Below are 16,045 nucleotides of genomic sequence, written 5' to 3'. Positions count from 1 at the left end.
CTTAGGGGATAAGGTCCAGCGTTGATTCGATGTCCGCTAATGCTGTGCCGGACTGTCCTACGCTGTGATTGCCACGACCCGGGGCGCCCCTGACGAACCAGGCGCCGAATCATCGGGCTTTAAGGAGGCATCGATGAGCATCTTCGACCATGTGCAGAACCGTTACGAGCGCGTCCAGCAGGAGGAGCTGACCCTGCAGGAGTACCTGGAACTCTGTCGACGGGAGCCATCGGCCTACGCATCTGCCGCCGAGCGGATGCTCGAGGCCATCGGCGAGCCCGAGGTGATCGATACCGCCAGGGATCCACGGCTGTCGCGGATCTTCTCCAACAAGGTCATCCGCCGCTACCCGTCGTTCTCGGAGTTCTACGGCATGGAGGAGGCGATCGAGCAGATCGTGTCGTTCTTCCGCCACGCCGCCCAGGGCCTCGAGGAGCGCAAGCAGATCCTCTACCTGCTGGGCCCCGTGGGGGGCGGCAAGTCGTCGCTGGCCGAGCGCCTCAAGCTGCTGATGGAGAAGGTGCCCTTCTACGCCATCAAGGGCTCGCCGGTCTATGAATCGCCGCTGGGCCTGTTCTCCCCCGAGGAGGATGGCGAGCTGCTCGAGAAGGAGTTCGGCATTCCGCGGCGCTACCTGAAGAGCGTGATGTCGCCCTGGGCCGCCAAGCGCCTCAAGGAGTACGGCGGCGACATCTCCCAGTTCCGGGTGGTGCGCCTCTACCCCTCGCGCCTCAACCAGATCGCCATCTCCAAGACCGAGCCCGGCGACGAGAACAACCAGGACATCTCCTCGCTGGTGGGCAAGGTGGATATCCGTCAGCTGGAGATGTACTCCCAGGACGACCCCGACGCCTACAGCTTCTCAGGGGGGCTGTGTCGCGCCAACCAGGGCCTGATGGAGTTCGTCGAGATGTTCAAGGCGCCGATCAAGGTGCTGCATCCGCTGCTGACCGCCACCCAGGAGGGCAACTACAACCCTACCGAGGGCATGGGGGCGATCCCCTTCGAGGGCATCGTGCTGGCGCACTCCAACGAGAGCGAATGGCAGGCGTTCCGCAACAACCGCAACAACGAGGCCTTCCTCGACCGCGTCTATATCGTCAAGGTGCCCTACTGCCTGCGCGCCTCCGAGGAGGTCAAGATCTACCAGAAGCTGCTCGAGCACTCCTCGCTCAGCCAGGCGCCCTGCGCCCCGGATACCCTGCGCATGCTGGCCCAGTTCACGGTGCTCTCGCGGCTCAAGGAGCCGGAGAACTCCAGCGTCTACTCGAAGATGCGCGTCTATGATGGCGAGAACCTCAAGGACACCGACCCCAAGGCCAAGTCGATCCAGGAGTATCGCGATACCGCCGGGGTCGACGAGGGCATGGACGGGCTCTCCACCCGCTTCGCCTTCAAGATCCTCTCCAAGGTGTTCAACTTCGACAGCCACGAGGTGGCGGCCAACCCGGTGCACCTGCTCTACGTGCTGGAGAAGCGCCTGGAGCAGGAGCAGCTGCCCCGCGAGACCTTCGAGCGCTACCTGCGCTACATCAAGGAGTACCTGGCGCCGCGCTACGTCGACTTCATCGGCAAGGAGATCCAGACGGCCTACCTGGAGTCCTACTCCGAGTACGGTCAGAACATCTTCGACCGCTACGTCACCTACGCCGACTTCTGGATCCAGGACCAGGAGTACCGCGACCCGGAGACCGGCGAGCTGTTCAATCGCCAGTCCCTCAACGAGGAGCTGGAGAAGATCGAGAAGCCGGCCGGCATCTCCAATCCCAAGGACTTCCGCCACGAGGTGGTCAACTTCGTGCTGCGGGCCCGGGCCCAGAACAACGGCATGAACCCGAGCTGGCAGTCCTACGAGAAGCTGCGCGGGGTGATCGAGCAGAAGATGTTCGCCAACACCGAGGAGCTGCTGCCGGTGATCTCCTTCAACGCCAAGGCCTCCCAGGCGGACCAGAAGAAGCACGAGGACTTCGTGGCCAGGATGGTGGATCGGGGCTACACCGAGAAGCAGGTGCGCCTGCTCTCCGAGTGGTACCTGCGGGTGCGCAAGTCGCAGTAGGCCGAGGAGGTCTTCCATGACCTATTTCATCGATCGACGGGCCAATGCCAAGCACAAGAGCGCGGTCAACCGGCAGCGCTTCCTCGACCGCTATCGCACCCATATCAAGCGCTCCGTGGAGGAGGCGGTGAACCGCCGCTCCATCACCGATATGGAGCGCGGCGAGAAGGTGTCGATCCCGAGCCGGGATATCTCCGAGCCGGTGTTCCAGCATGGCCCGGGGGGCAGGCGCAGTATCGTGGCGCCCGGCAACCGCGAATTCGTCGAGGGCGACCGCCTGCGTCGCCCCGGCGGCGGGGGCGGTGGCGGGGCCGGGGAGGGCAGCGCCTCCGACCAGGGCGAGGGCATGGACGAGTTCGCCTTCACCCTCTCCCGCGAGGAGTTCCTCGACTTCGTCTTCGACGGCCTCGAGCTGCCCCACCTGGAGCGCAAGGCGCTGGTGGACCTCGACGAGGTGAGGCCGGTGCGGGCGGGGGTGTCGAAGGAGGGGGTGCCGGCGCGGATCAATATCGTGCGCTCCATGCGCGAGGCCCATGCGCGACGCATTGCCATGCGGGCGCCCATCCGCCGCGCCCTGCGCGAGGCGCGCGAGGCCCTGGAGGTCGAGGAGAGCAAGGACCCGGTGCTGCGCAACCCGGCGCGCATTGCCGAGCTCAAGGTGGAGATCGAGCGCCTGGAGAAGCGCCTCGAGGCGGTGCCCTTCATCGATACCTTCGACCTGCGCTACAACAACCTGGTCAACCAGCCGATGCCCTCCAGCAAGGCGGTGATGTTCTGCATCATGGACGTCTCCGGCTCCATGACCCAGGCCCACAAGGACATCGCCAAGCGCTTCTTCCTGCTGCTCTACCTGTTCCTGGAGCGCAGCTACGAGAAGGTCGAGCTGGTCTTCGTGCGTCATCACACGGCGGCCAAGGAGGTGGACGAGGAGGAGTTCTTCTACTCCCGGGAAACCGGCGGCACCATCGTCTCCAGCGCCCTGACCCTGGTCGACGAGATCATCGCCAAGCGCTATCCCCCTGGGCAGTGGAACCTCTACGTGGCCCAGGCCTCGGACGGCGACAACTGGGACGACGACTCCGTCGCCTGCCGCGACCTGCTGCTGAAGCGCCTGATGCCGCGCCTGCAGTACTACACCTACGTGGAGATCACCCCCCATGCCCACCAGGCGCTATGGGAGGAGTACGAGACGGTGGCCGCCGAGTTTCCGTCGCGCTTCGCCATGCGCCAGATCGTCGAGGCCGGGGACATCTATCCGGTGTTCCGCGAGCTGTTCAAGCGGCGCGCCGCTGGCGTCTGAGCACCGATGCGGCGCCGAGGAGGGACCATGACACGACGCAAGCCCATTGCCACCGGCTCCGACTGGAACTTCGAGATCCTGACCGACTTCGAGCGTGAGATCGCTCGGCTGGCCGATGAGTATCGCCTCGATACCTATCCCAACCAGATCGAGGTGATCACCACCGAGCAGATGATGGACGCCTATGCCAGCGTCGGCATGCCGGTGGGCTACCACCACTGGTCCTTCGGCAAGCAGTTCCTGGCGGTGGAGCAGGCCTATCGGCGTGGCCAGATGGGCCTGGCATACGAGCTGGTGATCAACTCCGACCCCTGCATCGCCTACCTGATGGAGGAGAACACCCTGATGATGCAGGTGCTGGTGATGGCCCACGCCTGCTACGGTCACAACTCCTTCTTCAAGGGCAACTACCTGTTTCGTACCTGGACCGATGCCGGCTCGATCATCGACTACCTGATGTTCGCTCGGCAGTACGTGGCCGAGTGCGAGGAGCGCCACGGCGTGGCCGCGGTGGAGCAGCTGCTGGATGCCTGTCACGCCCTGCAGAACTACGGCGTCGACCGCTACAAGCGTCCCTCGCCGATCTCCGCTGCCGAGGAGTCGCGCCGCCAGAAGGAGCGCGAGGCGTACCTGCAGTCCCAGGTCAACACCCTGTGGAGCACCATTCCGGGGCGGGCGCCCGCGGATGTGCTGGTCGGCGATCACGACGAGGAGGACCCGCTGGGGCTGCACGCGGGCGGGCGCTACCCCGCCGAGCCCCAGGAGAACCTGCTCTACTTCATCGAGAAGAATGCGCCGCTGCTGGCGCCCTGGCAGCGCGAGGTGGTGCGCATCGTGCGCAAGCTGGCCCAGTACTTCTACCCCCAGCGCCAGACCCAGGTGATGAACGAGGGCTGGGCGACCTTCTGGCACTACACCCTGATGAACCGCCTCTATGAGGAGGGGCTGGTCGACGAGGGGTTGATGCTCGAGTTCCTGCAGTCCCATACGGCGGTGGTGCATCAGCCTGCCTTCGACAGCCCCTGGTACAGCGGGATCAACCCCTATGCGCTGGGTTTCGCCATCTTCAGCGACCTCAGGCGCCTGTGCGAGGCCCCGACGGAAGAGGATCGCCAGTGGTTTCCGGATGTCGCCGGCAGCGACTGGCGAGAGACCCTGGAGTTCGCCATGAAGAACTTCAAGGATGAGTCCTTCATCCAGCAGTTCCTGTCGCCCAAGGTGATCCGCGACCTCAGGCTGTTCATGGTGGTGGACGATGACCAGGAGGAGATGCTCGAGGTCAGCGCCATCCATGACGAGCGCGGCTACCGGCGGGTCCGCGAGGCGCTGGCCACCCAGTACGCCCTGTCGCTGCGCGAGCCCAATATCCAGGTCTACTCGGCGAACATCCGCGGTGATCGTTCGCTGACCCTGCGTCATGTCCAGGACAGCCGTCGCCCCCTGGCGCGCAGCGTCTATCCGGTGATCCGCCACCTGCACCAGCTGTGGGGCTTTCCGGTCACGCTGGAGTCGATGGAGGGAGACGAGGTGGTGCGGCGCTATCAGTGGCCGTTGCCGGACGAGGCGGCCAGGGCCTGAGTCCGCCGCCATCCCTTGAACGGCAGGGCCTGAAACGACGAAACCCGCGCCTCGGCGCGGGTTTCGTCTGCAGGGGCGGCGTGGGGTTGGCCGCCAGGGGGGCTCAGGCCTGGGCGGTCCAGGACTGACACCACCCCTTGGGCTCGACGCTGTTCTGCGGGAACAGCTGGCAGCCTTCACTGTCGGCCTGCCAGAACATGCAGTTGTCGCACACCTCGCCTTCCTCGTAGGCCGGGTGATCGGCGGCGTCCGCGGCGTCTTCGACGTAGTTCAGGGCCTGGGCCTGATCGCTTTCCGGATCGAGGCGCGGCAGGGTATCGGCGAAGGCGGTCTTGGAGAGGATGCCGGCGCCCAGCGGCAGGGCGGCGAGGCCCAGCAGGCTGTTGCGCATGAAGTCACGACGGCTATGGTTGGCCATGGGATCTCCTTTTCGTCACGGTTGCAGGAAGAGTTCCTGTTCTTCTTTCTCTATCTCTTTCTATGGGTGGTAAGCCACCTCTTGCTCCGACAGGGGCTGCCCTGAGGAGTTCGCTGCTCTATGGTAGTAGAGTGCCTGTAGCGTTGCGAACCAGCCATTGGCCGTGCGGCAATCTGTCGCGCGTCAGGCGGGAGTCCAGGAGGACCGATGATCTTTACCCGTTTTACCTCCCCCCTCGGCGAGATCCTGGTGTGCGCTGAGCCCGAGGGGCTGTGCCGGCTCACCCTGGCCGCCGAGGAGCAGCCCGACCCCGAGGCGGCTCGCCGGGACGATGACGCCCTGGCCGAGGCCCGTGACCAGCTGCTCGCCTACCTGGAGGGGCGGCGCCATGGCTTCAGCCTGCCCCTGGCACCCGGCGGCAGCGACTTCCAGCGTGAGGTGTGGTCGGCGCTGCTGCGCATCCCCTGGGGCGAGACGCGCACCTACGGCGAGCTGGCGCGCCGGCTCGGCCGCGAGGGGGCGGCGCGGGCCATCGGCACGGCCAACGGCGCCAATCCGCTGCCGCTGCTGATCCCCTGCCATCGGGTGGTGGCCGCCGATGGGCTGGGCGGCTACAGCGGTGGCCTGGCGCTCAAGCGTCGGCTTCTCGAGCTGGAGGGCAGCCTTCCCGGCTGAGCCGCGATTCTGCCGGGCTGCCGGCGCTGCTATACTCGCGCCATCGCCGGTCGTCGCCGGCCGGACAACCACCAGGCCCCGCGGGGCCTTCGCAGGGAGAGTGCCCGATGCAGAATGCCGTGATCCTGATCAATGCCGAGAAGGGCCAGGTCAAGGCCGTGGCCGAGCGCCTGGCCGACGTGGAGGGGATCAGCGAGGTCTACTCCACCTGTGGGCGCTACGACCTGGTGGCCATCGCCCGCACCCGCGACTTCGAGAGCCTGGCGGAGCTGGTCACCGAGCGGCTGAACGCCGTGGAAGGCATCCGCGACACCGAGACCCTCAACGCCATGCAGGTGCACTCCCGCCACGATCTGGAGACCATGTTCTCGCTGGGCTGGTAGTCCTTCGCGTTATCCCCCTCCGGCCGCCGGTATCGGTCGGGCGGTTCTGCCGTCCGCCCGCCTGGTGGCTCGTTCGTTCCCCTCCGCTGGAAGCCGCTTCAAGGATGAGTCGTCGTCGTTCCCCCCTCCCGCGCTGGCGCCGCCAGACGCGCCGTTTCGGCATTACCCTGCTCTTCGTGCTGGTCACCTCCGGCCTCTGGTACGGCCAGGAGCGTCAGGTCCGCGACCAGCTGGTGTGGATGGGGGTGCCCGAGTGGCAGAGCCTCTCGCCCGCCAGCTTCCATCGGGTGCTGCGCAACGAGGGGTTTCTAGTGGGCTGGTCCGACGTGCGGGTCAACCCGCTGTGGGTCAGCTATCGGCTGCATGCCGTCGATGACCCCGCGGCGGGGCCGCGGCCGAACTTTCAGCGCGACTGGCGCACCCTCTGGCCGATCGGTACTGACCACTACGCCGGCAGCGGCTATGACCGCGGGCATCTGGCGCCCAACTATGCCATCGCCGTGGTGCATGGGCCGGATGCCCAGCGCGATACCTTCTATATGAGCAACATGTCGCCTCAGCGTCCGGATCTCAATCGGCGGCTGTGGCAGCGCCTGGAGGAGGTGGTGATCGACCACTTCGTGCCGCGCTTCGGCGAGGTGCAGGTGATCACCGGGCCGGTCTTTCCGGAGCGCTTTCTCGACAACGTGCTCAATCGGGTGGGCTTCGTGGAGATTCCCGAGGCCTTCTACAAGATCATCGCGGTGCCGGGGGAGGAGCCGCGCGTGCTGGCCTTCATCATGCCCCAGGAGGTGCGTGGGGATGAGCCGCTGGACGACTACCTGGTGAGCGTGGACGAGATCGAGGCGCGTACCGGGCTCAACTTCTTCCCCAACCTGCCCAAACCGGTCGCCGAGGCGCTGGAGGGGGAAGTGGTCGCCCGCGGCTGGGCCCTGGAGGAGGTGGCGCGCCGGCCGGGTCGCTTCTGAAGGGGGCGTGGCGGACAGGCACAAAAAAGCCGCGATCTCGGTCGCGGCTTCCTGTGCTGGTCTTGCAGGGATGGTCCTGCTGGGGGCTCTTGTCTGGATCAGTCGGCATGAGGCGATATGAAGTGGTGCCCAGGAGAGGACTTGAACCTCCACATCCGTAAGGATACTAGCACCTGAAGCTAGCGCGTCTACCAATTCCGCCACCTGGGCGCATCATGCATCTCATCGTGTTCGCGGGCTTCCCGAAGGATGGTGCCCAGGAGAGGACTTGAACCTCCACGTCCTTACGGACACTAGCACCTGAAGCTAGCGCGTCTACCAATTCCGCCACCTGGGCGAACACGAGCGAGTCGAGCTGATAAAGAGCAGGGGAGCGAACTCCCGATCATCGATCCCGAGGGAGCGATGGTGCCCAGAAGAGGACTTGAACCTCCACGTCCTTACGGACACTAGCACCTGAAGCTAGCGCGTCTACCAATTCCGCCACCTGGGCGAACACGAGCGAGTCGAGCTGATAAAGAGCAGGGGAGCGAACTCCCGATCATCGATCCCGAGGGAGCGATGGTGCCCAGAAGAGGACTTGAACCTCCACGTCCTTACGGACACTAGCACCTGAAGCTAGCGCGTCTACCAATTCCGCCATCTGGGCAAGCGACGCGTATGTTACCCGATTCCATCGCCATTGCAAGGGGAGCAGGAGCGCTTCGCGGGTTTTTTTCGCGACGCCTTTCGCCACCGTGCCGGGGCCTGGCGGCATGCCGAGGTTGGGTGGTGGCGCTCGCAGCGCTATACTGCGGCCATGACAATAGACCCTATCAGCAAGATTCCATGCCCGCGGCGCTCGTGCGCCTTCTCCTTCCTGCCGTCCCCGACCCTGCCAAGGATGCTCTCCGCATGACCCACTGGACGCTCAGCGACGACCCGCACGCCAGCCGCGAGGCCCACAAGTACGACAACCCTGCCCCCAGCCGCGAGTACCTGCTCGCCCGGCTCGAGGAGTATGGCAAGCCGATCACCCACGAGAAGATGAGCCGCCTGCTGGGCCTCGATGACGAGGACCTCGAGGAGGCGGTCCGCCGCCGCCTGGCCGCCATGGAGCGCGATGGCCAGGTGCTGCGCAATCGCGCCGGTGCCTATGCGCTGATCGACAAGCTCGACCTGATCCGCGGCAAGGTGCTCGGTCACCGCGACGGCTTCGGCTTCCTGATCCGCGAGGATGGCAAGAAGCCGGATCTGGTGCTGCCGCCGCGCCAGATGCGCCGGGTCTTCCACGGCGACTACGTGCTGGCGCGCATCAGCGGGCGCGACCGCCGCGGCCGCGACGAGGCGACCATCGCCGAGGTGCTCTCCCACAACACCCAGACCATCGTCGGCGTCTACCGCGAGAACACGCCCGAGTTCGGAGTGCTGATCCCGGAGAACCCCCGCATCACCCAGGAGGTGATCATCCCGCACAGCGCCTGCGGTGGGGCGAAGGATGGCCAGGTGATCTCGGCAAGGATCGTGCAGCAGCCCGAGACCCGGGTGCAGCCGGTGGGCGAGGTGGTCGAGGTGCTCGGCGAGCGCATGGATCCCGGGATGGAGATCGATATCGCCATCCGCAGCTACGAGATTCCCGCCGAGTTCCCGCCGGAGGTCCACGACCAGATCGCCGGCATGTCCGCCGAGGTGGTGGACGAGGACAAGCACCGCCGCATCGATCTGCGCGACGTGCCGCTGGTCACCATCGACGACGAGAGCGCCAAGGACTTCGACGACGCGGTCTGCGCCTGGAAGACCAAGTCCGGCAGCTGGAAGTTGCTGGTGGCCATCGCCGACGTTTCCCACTACGTGCGTCCGGGCAGTGCCCTGGACCAGGAGGCGATACGCCGCGGCAACTCGGTCTACTTCCCGGGGCAGGTGGTGCCGATGCTGCCGGAGCTGCTCTCCAACGGGCTCTGTTCCCTCAACCCGGCCGTCGACCGCCTGGCACTGGTCTGCGAGATGAATATCTCCCAGAGCGGCACCATCAGCCGCTACCGTTTCTATGAGGCGGTGTTCCAGTCCCATGCGCGCCTCACCTACAACAAGGTGGCGGCGATCCTCGACGAGGACGATGCCGCAGGGGATGCGCTGCGCGAGGAGTACCGGGAGCTGGTACCCTCGCTCAAGAACCTGCACGCCCTCTACCGGGTGCTGCGCGAGGCGAGGGAGGCCCGTGGGGCCATCGACTTCGAGACCACCGAGACCGCCATCGTCTTCAACGACGAGCGCAAGATCGAGAAGATCGTGCCGCGCAGCCGCAACGACGCCCACAAGATCATCGAGGAGTGCATGCTGGCGGCCAACGTGGCCACGGCGCGTTTCCTCGACAAGCATGACCTGCCGGCCCTCTATCGCATCCACGAGCGCCCCTCGCCGGAGCGCCTCGACAAGCTGCGGCTGTTCCTCGCTGAGCTCGGGCTCTCGGTGGGCGGCGGCGACGAGCCGACCCCCCAGCACTACCGTGACCTGGCCGAGGCGATTCGCGGCCGGCCGGACGCCGACGTCATCCAGACGGTGATGCTGCGCTCCATGAGCCAGGCGGTCTACTCGCCCCAGAACGAGGGGCACTTCGGCCTGGCCTACCCGGCCTATGCCCACTTCACCTCGCCGATCCGCCGCTATCCCGACCTGCTGGTGCACCGCGCCATCCGCTCAGTGATCCGCGGCCCGCGCCAGACCAACACGGTGCTGCGCGCCGACGACGCCAAGGTGGAGCCGCCCAGCAAGTGGTGCCCCTACACCTTCGAGCAGATGCTTGAGCTCGGCGAGCACTGCTCCATGACCGAGCGGCGCGCCGACGATGCCACCCGCGACGTCGAAGACTGGCTCAAGTGCGAGTTCATGTCCGACAAGCTCGGCGAGGTGTTCGACGGCACCATCGCCTCGGTCACCCAGTTCGGCATCTTCGTGCGCCTCGACGAGGTCTATGTCGAGGGCCTGGTGCACGTCACCTCGCTGCCCTCCGACTACTACCACTACGAGCCGGAGAAGCACCGTCTCAAGGGCGAGCGCAGCGGCATGAGCTACCGGCTGGGCGATGGCGTCAGCGTTCAGGTGGCGCGGGTCGACCTCAACGATCGCAAGATCGACTTCGCCCTGGCCGACGACAAGCCGCGCCCCAAGCGTGCGCCGCGCCGCCGTGGCAAGGGCGATGAGGCTTCGGACAAGGGGCGCGCCCGGGCCGGCGGCAAGCCGGCCGCGGCGGATGCCGGCCCGGCGGCCCGAGGAGAGGAGGGCGCCGGCAAGAAGCGTGGGGGCGGTCGTCGCCGCCGCTCGCGCCGCTGAGCGAGTCCTGTCCGCGAGGGGCGCCGGCGGCCTGCCGCCGGCGCCCCTGCTCGTTTCCCTGAGTGGATGAATGCGATGAAACAGAAGCGATCCCGCCGCCCTGCTGGCGGCAACTCCGGCACACCCGGGGGGCTTGAAGCCGTGTTCGGCGTGCACGCGGTGCGGGCCTTGCTCGAGCGCGGCGAGGTGCCCCGGGAGCTGTGGGTCCAGGAGGGTAGCGCCGGCGGCCGCCTCGCCGAGCTGGTGGAGGCGGCCGCCGGTCGCGGTGCGCGCATCCAGTCCCGTCCTCGCGACGACCTGGACCGGCTGGCCCAGGGGGCGGCCCACCAGGGCATCGTCGCCTTCGCCCCCCCGCTGGCCTTCGCCGGCGAGGCGGAGCTGTGGTTCCGCCTCGAGGCCTGGTCCCGGGAGGAGCCGCCGCTGCTGCTGGTGCTGGATGGCGTCACCGACGTGCACAACTTCGGGGCCTGTCTGCGCAGCGCCGATGCCGCCGGGGTGCACGGCGTGATCGTGCCCAAGGACAAGGCCGCGCCGCTCAATGCCACGGTGCGCAAGGTGGCCTGTGGCGCCGCCGAGAGCGTGCCGGTCTACCAGGTCACCAACCTGGCCCGTGCCCTGGCCAGGCTCAAGGAGCTCGGCGTCTGGATCACCGGCACCGCCGGGGAGGCCGAGGCGCTGGTCTTTGAAGCCGACCTTGCCGGCCCCACCGCCCTGGTGATGGGCGCCGAGGGCAAGGGGATGCGCCGCCTCACCCGGGAGGGCTGCGACCAGCTGGTCAAGCTGCCCATGGCCGGCAGCGTGTCGAGCCTCAACGTCTCGGTGGCGGCCGGCATCTGCCTGTTCGAGGCGGTCCGCCAGCGTCGGGGCTGACGCGCCGCCGCTTGCTATCTCGCCCCGCACTCCCTAGAATACCTGCGCCCGTTCGTCCATCGAACGGGCGCTCGTGTTTTTCCGTTATCACCTCCTTGCTTCCCCGGAGCTCAGGCCTCCCGCGGAAGCTGCCAAACCGCAAGGAGATTCCATGCGTCACTACGAAATCGTGTTCATGGTCCACCCGGACCAGAGCGAGCAGGTTCCTGCCATGGTCGAGCGCTACACCAGCCTCGTCACCGAGAACGGCGGTACCGTGCATCGTCTCGAGGATTGGGGTCGTCGTCACCTGGCCTACCCGATCAACAAGATCCACAAGGCCCACTACGTGCTGATGAACGTCGAGTGCGAAGGCGAGACTCTCGACGAGATCGAGAACATCTTCCGCTTCAACGACGCCATCCTGCGCAGCCTGGTGGTGCGTTGCAAGGAAGCGATCACTGAAGCTTCCCCGATGATGAAGCCGGTGGAAGAGAAGCGCGCCCGTCGCGACGAGAAGCCCCGCGCCGAAACCGCCTGATCTCACCCATCGCACGTCTGAAGGAGTCTTCACATGGCACGCTTTTTCCGTCGCCGCAAGTTCTGTCGTTTCACCGCCGAGGGCGTGAAGCAGATCGATTACAAGGATCTGGACACCCTCAAGGCCTACATCACCGAGACCGGCAAGATCGTTCCCAGCCGTATCACCGGGACCAAGGCTCGCTATCAGCGCCAGCTGGCCACCGCCGTCAAGCGCGCCCGCTACCTGGCCCTGCTGCCCTACACCGATAGCCACCAGTAAGCGGCTGGCGTGATGCTCGCGATCGCCCGCTGGATGATGCGGGGAACGCCCTATGCCGTCGGTGGGGCCGCCCTTGCAACACTCATCCCCTGGCTGTTCTGGCTGGGGGCCGCCATCGCGGCCCTGGTCACCCTGCGTCGCGGCCTCTCCCCGGCGCTGCCGGTGATCGTGGCGGCCGGGCTGCCGGCCGGATGGTGGTGGGTCCAGGGCGACGTCATCCCGTTGACCAGCGTGCTGCTGGTCACGCTGATGGCGATCGTGCTGCGCTCCCGCATGCGCTGGAGCGAGGCGCTGATCACCGGCGCCCTGGTCGGCGCCGGGATGATCCAGCTCGGCGTCTTCCTGCCGCCGGGCGGGGCCGGCCCCATGCTGGAGCAGCTTCGCCAGGGTTCGCCCGAGGTGGAGCGCCTGCTCAGCGAGCTGACCAGCCAGGGGCTCGATACCGAGCAGCTGGCCGGGATGCTGATCGGTGGCATCACCGGGCTCGTGGTGCTGGTCGCCGCCGTGGCCTGCCTGGCCCTGGCGCGCAGCTGGCAGGCGGGGCTCTACAATCCCGGGGGCTTCCGCGAGGAGTTCCATGGCCTGCGCCTGACGCCCCGCGAGCTGGCCGTGCTGGTCGTTCTCGGCGTCGTGGGTGCTGTGCTGGGCCTGCCCGCCCTGGGCATGCTGCTGTGGATCCCGCTGCTGGTCGCTGGCATCGCGCTGGTACATGGTTATATCGGACTGAAAGGGATGAACGGGCTGTGGCTGATCCTCTTCTATGTGCTGCTGATCACCACCTGGCCCATGATTCTGATTGTGCTGCTGCTGGCCTTCATCGACGTCTTCGCGGATATCCGCGGGCGCCTGGCCAGCCGCAACTGACAAGAGGTTAACGAGATGGAAGTCATTCTGCTCGACAATATCGGCAAGCTCGGCGGCCTGGGTGACCAGGTGACCGTCAAGCCCGGCTACGGCCGCAACTACCTGGTGCCCTACGGCCTCGCCGTGCCGGCCACCAAGGACAACATCGAGGCCTTCCAGGCCCAGCGCGCCGAGCTCGAGGCCCAGGCCGCCGAGCGCAAGGCCGAGGCCGAAGCGCGTGCCGCCCAGCTCAACGAGATCGAACTCTCCCTGGTCGCCAAGGCCGGCGACGAGGGCAAGCTGTTCGGCTCCATCGGTCCCCGCGACCTGGCTGAGGCCATCGCCTCTGCCGGCTTCGACGTGGCCAAGAGCGAAGTGAAGATGCCGGAAGGCCCGATCCGCGCCACCGGCGAATACGACATCCACCTGCAGCTGCATGCGGACGTCGACGCCACCGTGCGCGTGGTGGTCGTGGCCGAGTAACACCGGCCCGCCATCGCCCTGCGGGGCGACACCAGGGGCGCGAGGAGAGATCCTCGCGCCCCTGCGTCTTTTTCGGCCGCTGGCAGAGCCAGCGGCCTGGGGTAGAATGAGCCTCCCCGCGTTACCCAGGTGCCCCTCGCCATGAACGAGCTCCTCGAGCACGACAAGGAAACCGCCGCCCTCAAGGTGCCGCCCCACTCGCTGGAGGCGGAGCAGTCGGTGCTGGGTGGCCTGATGCTCGACAATCAGGCGTGGGACAACGTCGCCGACCGCCTGGTGGCCGACGACTTCTACCGCTACGAGCACCGGCTGATCTTCAACGTTATGGCGGGGCTGGCCGAGTCGGCCCGCCCGCTGGACGTGGTCACCCTCTCCGAGGCCCTCGAGGGGCGCGACCAGCTCGATACCGTGGGGGGGCTCGCCTACCTGGCCGAGCTGGCCCGCAACACCCCCTCGGCCAGCAACATCCGCGCCTACGCCGATATCGTTCGCGAGCGCGCCACCCTGCGCAAGCTGATCCGCGCCGCCAGCCAGATCGCCGACGGCGCCTTCAGCCCCCAGGGACGGCCGGCGGACGAGCTGGTGGACGAGGCGGAGCGGCTGGTGTTCCAGATCAGCGAGGAGCGCCCGAAGTCGGGCGGGCCCATCGGCATGAGCGAGCTGCTCGCCAAGGCGGTGGATCGCATCGACGAGCTCTTCAACATGAAGGGGGAGATGACCGGCCTCTCCACCGGCTTCCGCGACCTGGACGAGATGACCTCGGGCCTGCAGCCCTCGGACCTGGTGATCATCGCGGGGCGGCCCTCCATGGGCAAGACGACCTTCGCCATGAACCTGGTGGAGCATGCGGTGATCGCCAGTGACCGCCCGGTGATGGTCTTCTCCATGGAGATGCCCGCCGAATCGCTGATGCTGCGCATGCTCTCGTCGCTCGGGCGCATCGACCAGACCCGGGTGCGTACCGGTCAGCTGGAGGACGAGGACTGGCCGCGGCTCACCTCGGCGGTGAACCTGCTCAAGGACAAGCAGCTGTTCATCGACGACACCGCGGCGCTCTCGCCCAACGAGATGCGCTCGCGTATCCGGCGGGTGGTACGCGAGCACGGCAACATCGGCCTGGTGATGATCGACTACCTGCAGCTGATGCAGATCCCCGGCTTCTCCGAGAACCGCACCGGCGAGATCTCCGAGATCTCCCGCTCGCTCAAGGGCATGGCCAAGGAGTTCGGCTGCCCGGTGGTGGCGCTCTCCCAGCTCAACCGCTCCCTGGAGCAGCGCCCCAACAAGCGGCCGGTGATGTCGGACCTGCGGGAATCGGGCGCCATCGAGCAGGACGCCGACGTGATCGCCTTCGTCTATCGCGACGAGGTCTACAACCCGGACAACCCCGACAACCAGGGGCTCGCCGAACTGATCATCGGCAAGCAGCGTAACGGCCCCATCGGCACGGTGCACATGGCCTTCATCGGCAAGTACACCCGCTTCGAGGACCTGGCCCCGGACAGCTACGGCGACACCTTCGGCGAGTAGGCCGAGGCGCCCGGCTTGAGCCCGGCGTGCGGGGCCGTATAATGCCAACCCCCCAGGCCCGGACACATCGAGCCGGGCAGAAAGAATCGAGGAGGCAGCATGGCAGGCGGATTTCGGCGCGGCAATCGGCAGCGCACCCCCAAGCTACAGGCGCGCGGCGAGCTCCAGTCCCTGGAGCGTGAAGGCCCCTTCAAGGAGTGGCTGGGCATGCCCGACCTCTATCGCTACCACCTGGTGGTGGAGGGCGAGGCCTACAGCTACCAGGCCGAGGACGCCGAGCTGCCGGTGCAGGTCGGCGACAGCGTGGTGTTCCGTTACAAGGAGACCAAGGCGGGCAAGTGGATCGACCGCAACTCGCTCGGCAAGGCCATTGATCCCTCCAGCTACCAATAGCCTGTAATCAGTTACTTGCGGAACCCTCCGGGGTGTCGGGGGTCATAGCCTCGACACCCAGTCGTCACCCTGGCGTCATCTGCAGGCGCCAGACTGCGTGGCACTGCAACCACAAGATCTCCTGGAGGGAACCATGGAATTCAAGGACCTCAAGGCCTTCGCGGCCCATCACGACAACTTCGAGATCCGCGTCATCGGCCACGCCGGCAGCCGCTTCTATCAGGTCGAGCTGGAAGATATCGAGGGTCAGCGCCATATGCTGACCCGCCAGGGCAAGCCGGTGCTCTATCGCTCCCTGGACGATGTCTACCTGGAGCTCAAGCGTGCCGGCATCCACCGCGCCTACCTGGTGCAGCACGTACCCCACGACGAGGTAATCGGTCGCGAGGCGCACTACCACGACCCGCTCACCTCGCGCATGCCGCTGGTGTTCTGAGCCGGGTGCCGGCCGGCGCTAC

At 66.7% G+C, this 16,045-nt stretch carries 16 protein-coding genes and 4 tRNA genes; 15 read left to right on the top strand and 5 right to left on the bottom strand.

Features of this window, described 5'->3' with window-relative positions; translation table 11 throughout:
• Positions 1 to 133: 133 nt before the first annotated feature.
• From D1793_RS09605 to D1793_RS09595, 3 genes are read left to right on the top strand one after another with little or no spacing between them, the layout of a single operon-like run.
• A complete protein-coding gene (locus tag D1793_RS09605; RefSeq protein ID WP_110068488.1) occupies positions 134 to 2,056 on the top strand; it encodes a PrkA family serine protein kinase in 1,923 nt (640 codons plus the stop codon).
• Between the two features lie 16 nt (positions 2,057 to 2,072).
• Positions 2,073 to 3,356, top strand: coding sequence for a YeaH/YhbH family protein (locus tag D1793_RS09600; RefSeq protein ID WP_119021968.1), 1,284 nt, complete (start codon positions 2,073 to 2,075; stop codon positions 3,354 to 3,356).
• Positions 3,357 to 3,383: 27 nt separating this feature from the next.
• Entirely contained in the window at positions 3,384 to 4,934 is a 1,551-nt protein-coding gene (locus D1793_RS09595; RefSeq protein WP_119021967.1) for a SpoVR family protein, read from the top strand.
• A 103-nt stretch (positions 4,935 to 5,037) separates the two neighbouring features.
• Here D1793_RS09595 and D1793_RS09590 read toward each other — a convergent pair whose 3' ends face one another.
• Positions 5,038 to 5,352 (bottom strand): high-potential iron-sulfur protein, encoded by a 315-nt coding sequence (locus D1793_RS09590; protein WP_119021966.1) that lies wholly within the window; start codon positions 5,350 to 5,352, stop codon positions 5,038 to 5,040.
• A gap of 207 nt (positions 5,353 to 5,559) precedes the next feature.
• Here D1793_RS09590 and D1793_RS09585 point away from each other — a divergent pair, with 207 nt between their 5' ends.
• From D1793_RS09585 to D1793_RS09575, 3 genes are all read left to right on the top strand, one after another.
• Complete coding sequence (locus tag D1793_RS09585; RefSeq protein ID WP_119021965.1) at positions 5,560 to 6,027, top strand: methylated-DNA--[protein]-cysteine S-methyltransferase; 468 nt, start codon at positions 5,560 to 5,562, stop codon at positions 6,025 to 6,027.
• 107 nt (positions 6,028 to 6,134) lie between these two features.
• The gene (locus D1793_RS09580) at positions 6,135 to 6,410 is read left to right on the top strand and encodes an Lrp/AsnC ligand binding domain-containing protein (protein ID WP_110068493.1); all 276 of its coding nucleotides are present in this window, start codon (positions 6,135 to 6,137) and stop codon (positions 6,408 to 6,410) included.
• Between the two features lie 104 nt (positions 6,411 to 6,514).
• Positions 6,515 to 7,378 carry a DNA/RNA non-specific endonuclease gene (locus D1793_RS09575; protein ID WP_119021964.1) on the top strand — a complete coding sequence of 288 codons (864 nt, stop codon included), beginning with the start codon at positions 6,515 to 6,517 and terminating at the stop codon, positions 7,376 to 7,378.
• Between the two features lie 123 nt (positions 7,379 to 7,501).
• Here the strand turns inward: D1793_RS09575 and D1793_RS09570 are convergent.
• From D1793_RS09570 to D1793_RS09555, 4 genes are all read right to left on the bottom strand, one after another.
• Positions 7,502 to 7,588: transfer RNA gene (locus D1793_RS09570), tRNA-Leu, on the bottom strand.
• A gap of 40 nt (positions 7,589 to 7,628) precedes the next feature.
• A tRNA-Leu gene (locus tag D1793_RS09565) sits at positions 7,629 to 7,715 on the bottom strand.
• A 69-nt stretch (positions 7,716 to 7,784) separates the two neighbouring features.
• Positions 7,785 to 7,871: transfer RNA gene (locus D1793_RS09560), tRNA-Leu, on the bottom strand.
• Between the two features lie 69 nt (positions 7,872 to 7,940).
• Positions 7,941 to 8,027, bottom strand: a tRNA-Leu gene (locus D1793_RS09555).
• Positions 8,028 to 8,272: 245 nt separating this feature from the next.
• On the opposite strand from D1793_RS09555, the gene rnr reads away from it, so the two are divergent.
• The 9 genes from rnr (at position 8,273) to D1793_RS09510 (ending at position 16,023) form a co-directional block, all read left to right on the top strand.
• The gene (rnr, locus tag D1793_RS09550; RefSeq protein ID WP_119021963.1) at positions 8,273 to 10,687 is read left to right on the top strand and encodes a ribonuclease R; all 2,415 of its coding nucleotides are present in this window, start codon (positions 8,273 to 8,275) and stop codon (positions 10,685 to 10,687) included.
• Positions 10,688 to 10,762: 75 nt separating this feature from the next.
• A complete protein-coding gene (rlmB, locus tag D1793_RS09545) occupies positions 10,763 to 11,557 on the top strand; it encodes a 23S rRNA (guanosine(2251)-2'-O)-methyltransferase RlmB (protein WP_119021962.1) in 795 nt (264 codons plus the stop codon).
• A gap of 151 nt (positions 11,558 to 11,708) precedes the next feature.
• Entirely contained in the window at positions 11,709 to 12,077 is a 369-nt protein-coding gene (gene rpsF / locus D1793_RS09540; RefSeq protein WP_119021961.1) for a 30S ribosomal protein S6, read from the top strand.
• A gap of 33 nt (positions 12,078 to 12,110) precedes the next feature.
• A complete protein-coding gene (gene rpsR / locus D1793_RS09535; protein WP_023004506.1) occupies positions 12,111 to 12,338 on the top strand; it encodes a 30S ribosomal protein S18 in 228 nt (75 codons plus the stop codon).
• Between the two features lie 12 nt (positions 12,339 to 12,350).
• Complete coding sequence (locus D1793_RS09530; RefSeq protein ID WP_119021960.1) at positions 12,351 to 13,202, top strand: hypothetical protein; 852 nt, start codon at positions 12,351 to 12,353, stop codon at positions 13,200 to 13,202.
• Positions 13,203 to 13,217: 15 nt separating this feature from the next.
• A complete protein-coding gene (gene rplI, locus D1793_RS09525; RefSeq protein ID WP_119021959.1) occupies positions 13,218 to 13,664 on the top strand; it encodes a 50S ribosomal protein L9 in 447 nt (148 codons plus the stop codon).
• A gap of 141 nt (positions 13,665 to 13,805) precedes the next feature.
• On the top strand, positions 13,806 to 15,194 hold the full coding sequence (dnaB, locus tag D1793_RS09520) for a replicative DNA helicase (protein WP_119021958.1): 1,389 nt from the start codon (positions 13,806 to 13,808) through the stop codon (positions 15,192 to 15,194).
• A 99-nt stretch (positions 15,195 to 15,293) separates the two neighbouring features.
• Positions 15,294 to 15,587, top strand: coding sequence for a hypothetical protein (locus tag D1793_RS09515; protein WP_119021957.1), 294 nt, complete (start codon positions 15,294 to 15,296; stop codon positions 15,585 to 15,587).
• A gap of 133 nt (positions 15,588 to 15,720) precedes the next feature.
• Positions 15,721 to 16,023 (top strand): DUF6482 family protein, encoded by a 303-nt coding sequence (locus tag D1793_RS09510; RefSeq protein WP_119021956.1) that lies wholly within the window; start codon positions 15,721 to 15,723, stop codon positions 16,021 to 16,023.
• Positions 16,024 to 16,045: the final 22 nt, after the last annotated feature.

It is taken from the genome of Halomonas sp. JS92-SW72 (assembly GCF_003547075.1).
GTDB lineage: Bacteria > Pseudomonadota > Gammaproteobacteria > Pseudomonadales > Halomonadaceae > Halomonas > Halomonas alkalicola.
The sequence above is the reverse complement of the archived record's forward strand: the minus strand, read 5'-3'. Positions and strand labels throughout refer to the sequence as shown.

Excerpts from the sequence above, each read along its gene's own strand:
- D1793_RS09585 (WP_119021965.1), top strand. The coding sequence starts at position 5,560 with ATGATCTTTACCCGTTTTACCTCCCCCCTCGGCGAGATCCTGGTGTGC.
- rplI (WP_119021959.1), top strand. The coding sequence starts at position 13,218 with ATGGAAGTCATTCTGCTCGACAATATCGGCAAGCTCGGCGGCCTGGGT.
- D1793_RS09580 (WP_110068493.1), top strand. The coding sequence starts at position 6,135 with ATGCAGAATGCCGTGATCCTGATCAATGCCGAGAAGGGCCAGGTCAAG.
- rpsF (WP_119021961.1), top strand. The coding sequence starts at position 11,709 with ATGCGTCACTACGAAATCGTGTTCATGGTCCACCCGGACCAGAGCGAG.
- D1793_RS09595 (WP_119021967.1), top strand. The coding sequence starts at position 3,384 with ATGACACGACGCAAGCCCATTGCCACCGGCTCCGACTGGAACTTCGAG.
- D1793_RS09600 (WP_119021968.1), top strand. The coding sequence starts at position 2,073 with ATGACCTATTTCATCGATCGACGGGCCAATGCCAAGCACAAGAGCGCG.
- D1793_RS09590 (WP_119021966.1), bottom strand. The coding sequence starts at position 5,352 with ATGGCCAACCATAGCCGTCGTGACTTCATGCGCAACAGCCTGCTGGGC.
- D1793_RS09605 (WP_110068488.1), top strand. The coding sequence starts at position 134 with ATGAGCATCTTCGACCATGTGCAGAACCGTTACGAGCGCGTCCAGCAG.
- D1793_RS09530 (WP_119021960.1), top strand. The coding sequence starts at position 12,351 with ATGCTCGCGATCGCCCGCTGGATGATGCGGGGAACGCCCTATGCCGTC.
- dnaB (WP_119021958.1), top strand. The coding sequence starts at position 13,806 with ATGAACGAGCTCCTCGAGCACGACAAGGAAACCGCCGCCCTCAAGGTG.
- rnr (WP_119021963.1), top strand. The coding sequence starts at position 8,273 with ATGACCCACTGGACGCTCAGCGACGACCCGCACGCCAGCCGCGAGGCC.
- rlmB (WP_119021962.1), top strand. The coding sequence starts at position 10,763 with ATGAAACAGAAGCGATCCCGCCGCCCTGCTGGCGGCAACTCCGGCACA.
- rpsR (WP_023004506.1), top strand. The coding sequence starts at position 12,111 with ATGGCACGCTTTTTCCGTCGCCGCAAGTTCTGTCGTTTCACCGCCGAG.
- D1793_RS09515 (WP_119021957.1), top strand. The coding sequence starts at position 15,294 with ATGGCAGGCGGATTTCGGCGCGGCAATCGGCAGCGCACCCCCAAGCTA.
- D1793_RS09575 (WP_119021964.1), top strand. The coding sequence starts at position 6,515 with ATGAGTCGTCGTCGTTCCCCCCTCCCGCGCTGGCGCCGCCAGACGCGC.
- D1793_RS09510 (WP_119021956.1), top strand. The coding sequence starts at position 15,721 with ATGGAATTCAAGGACCTCAAGGCCTTCGCGGCCCATCACGACAACTTC.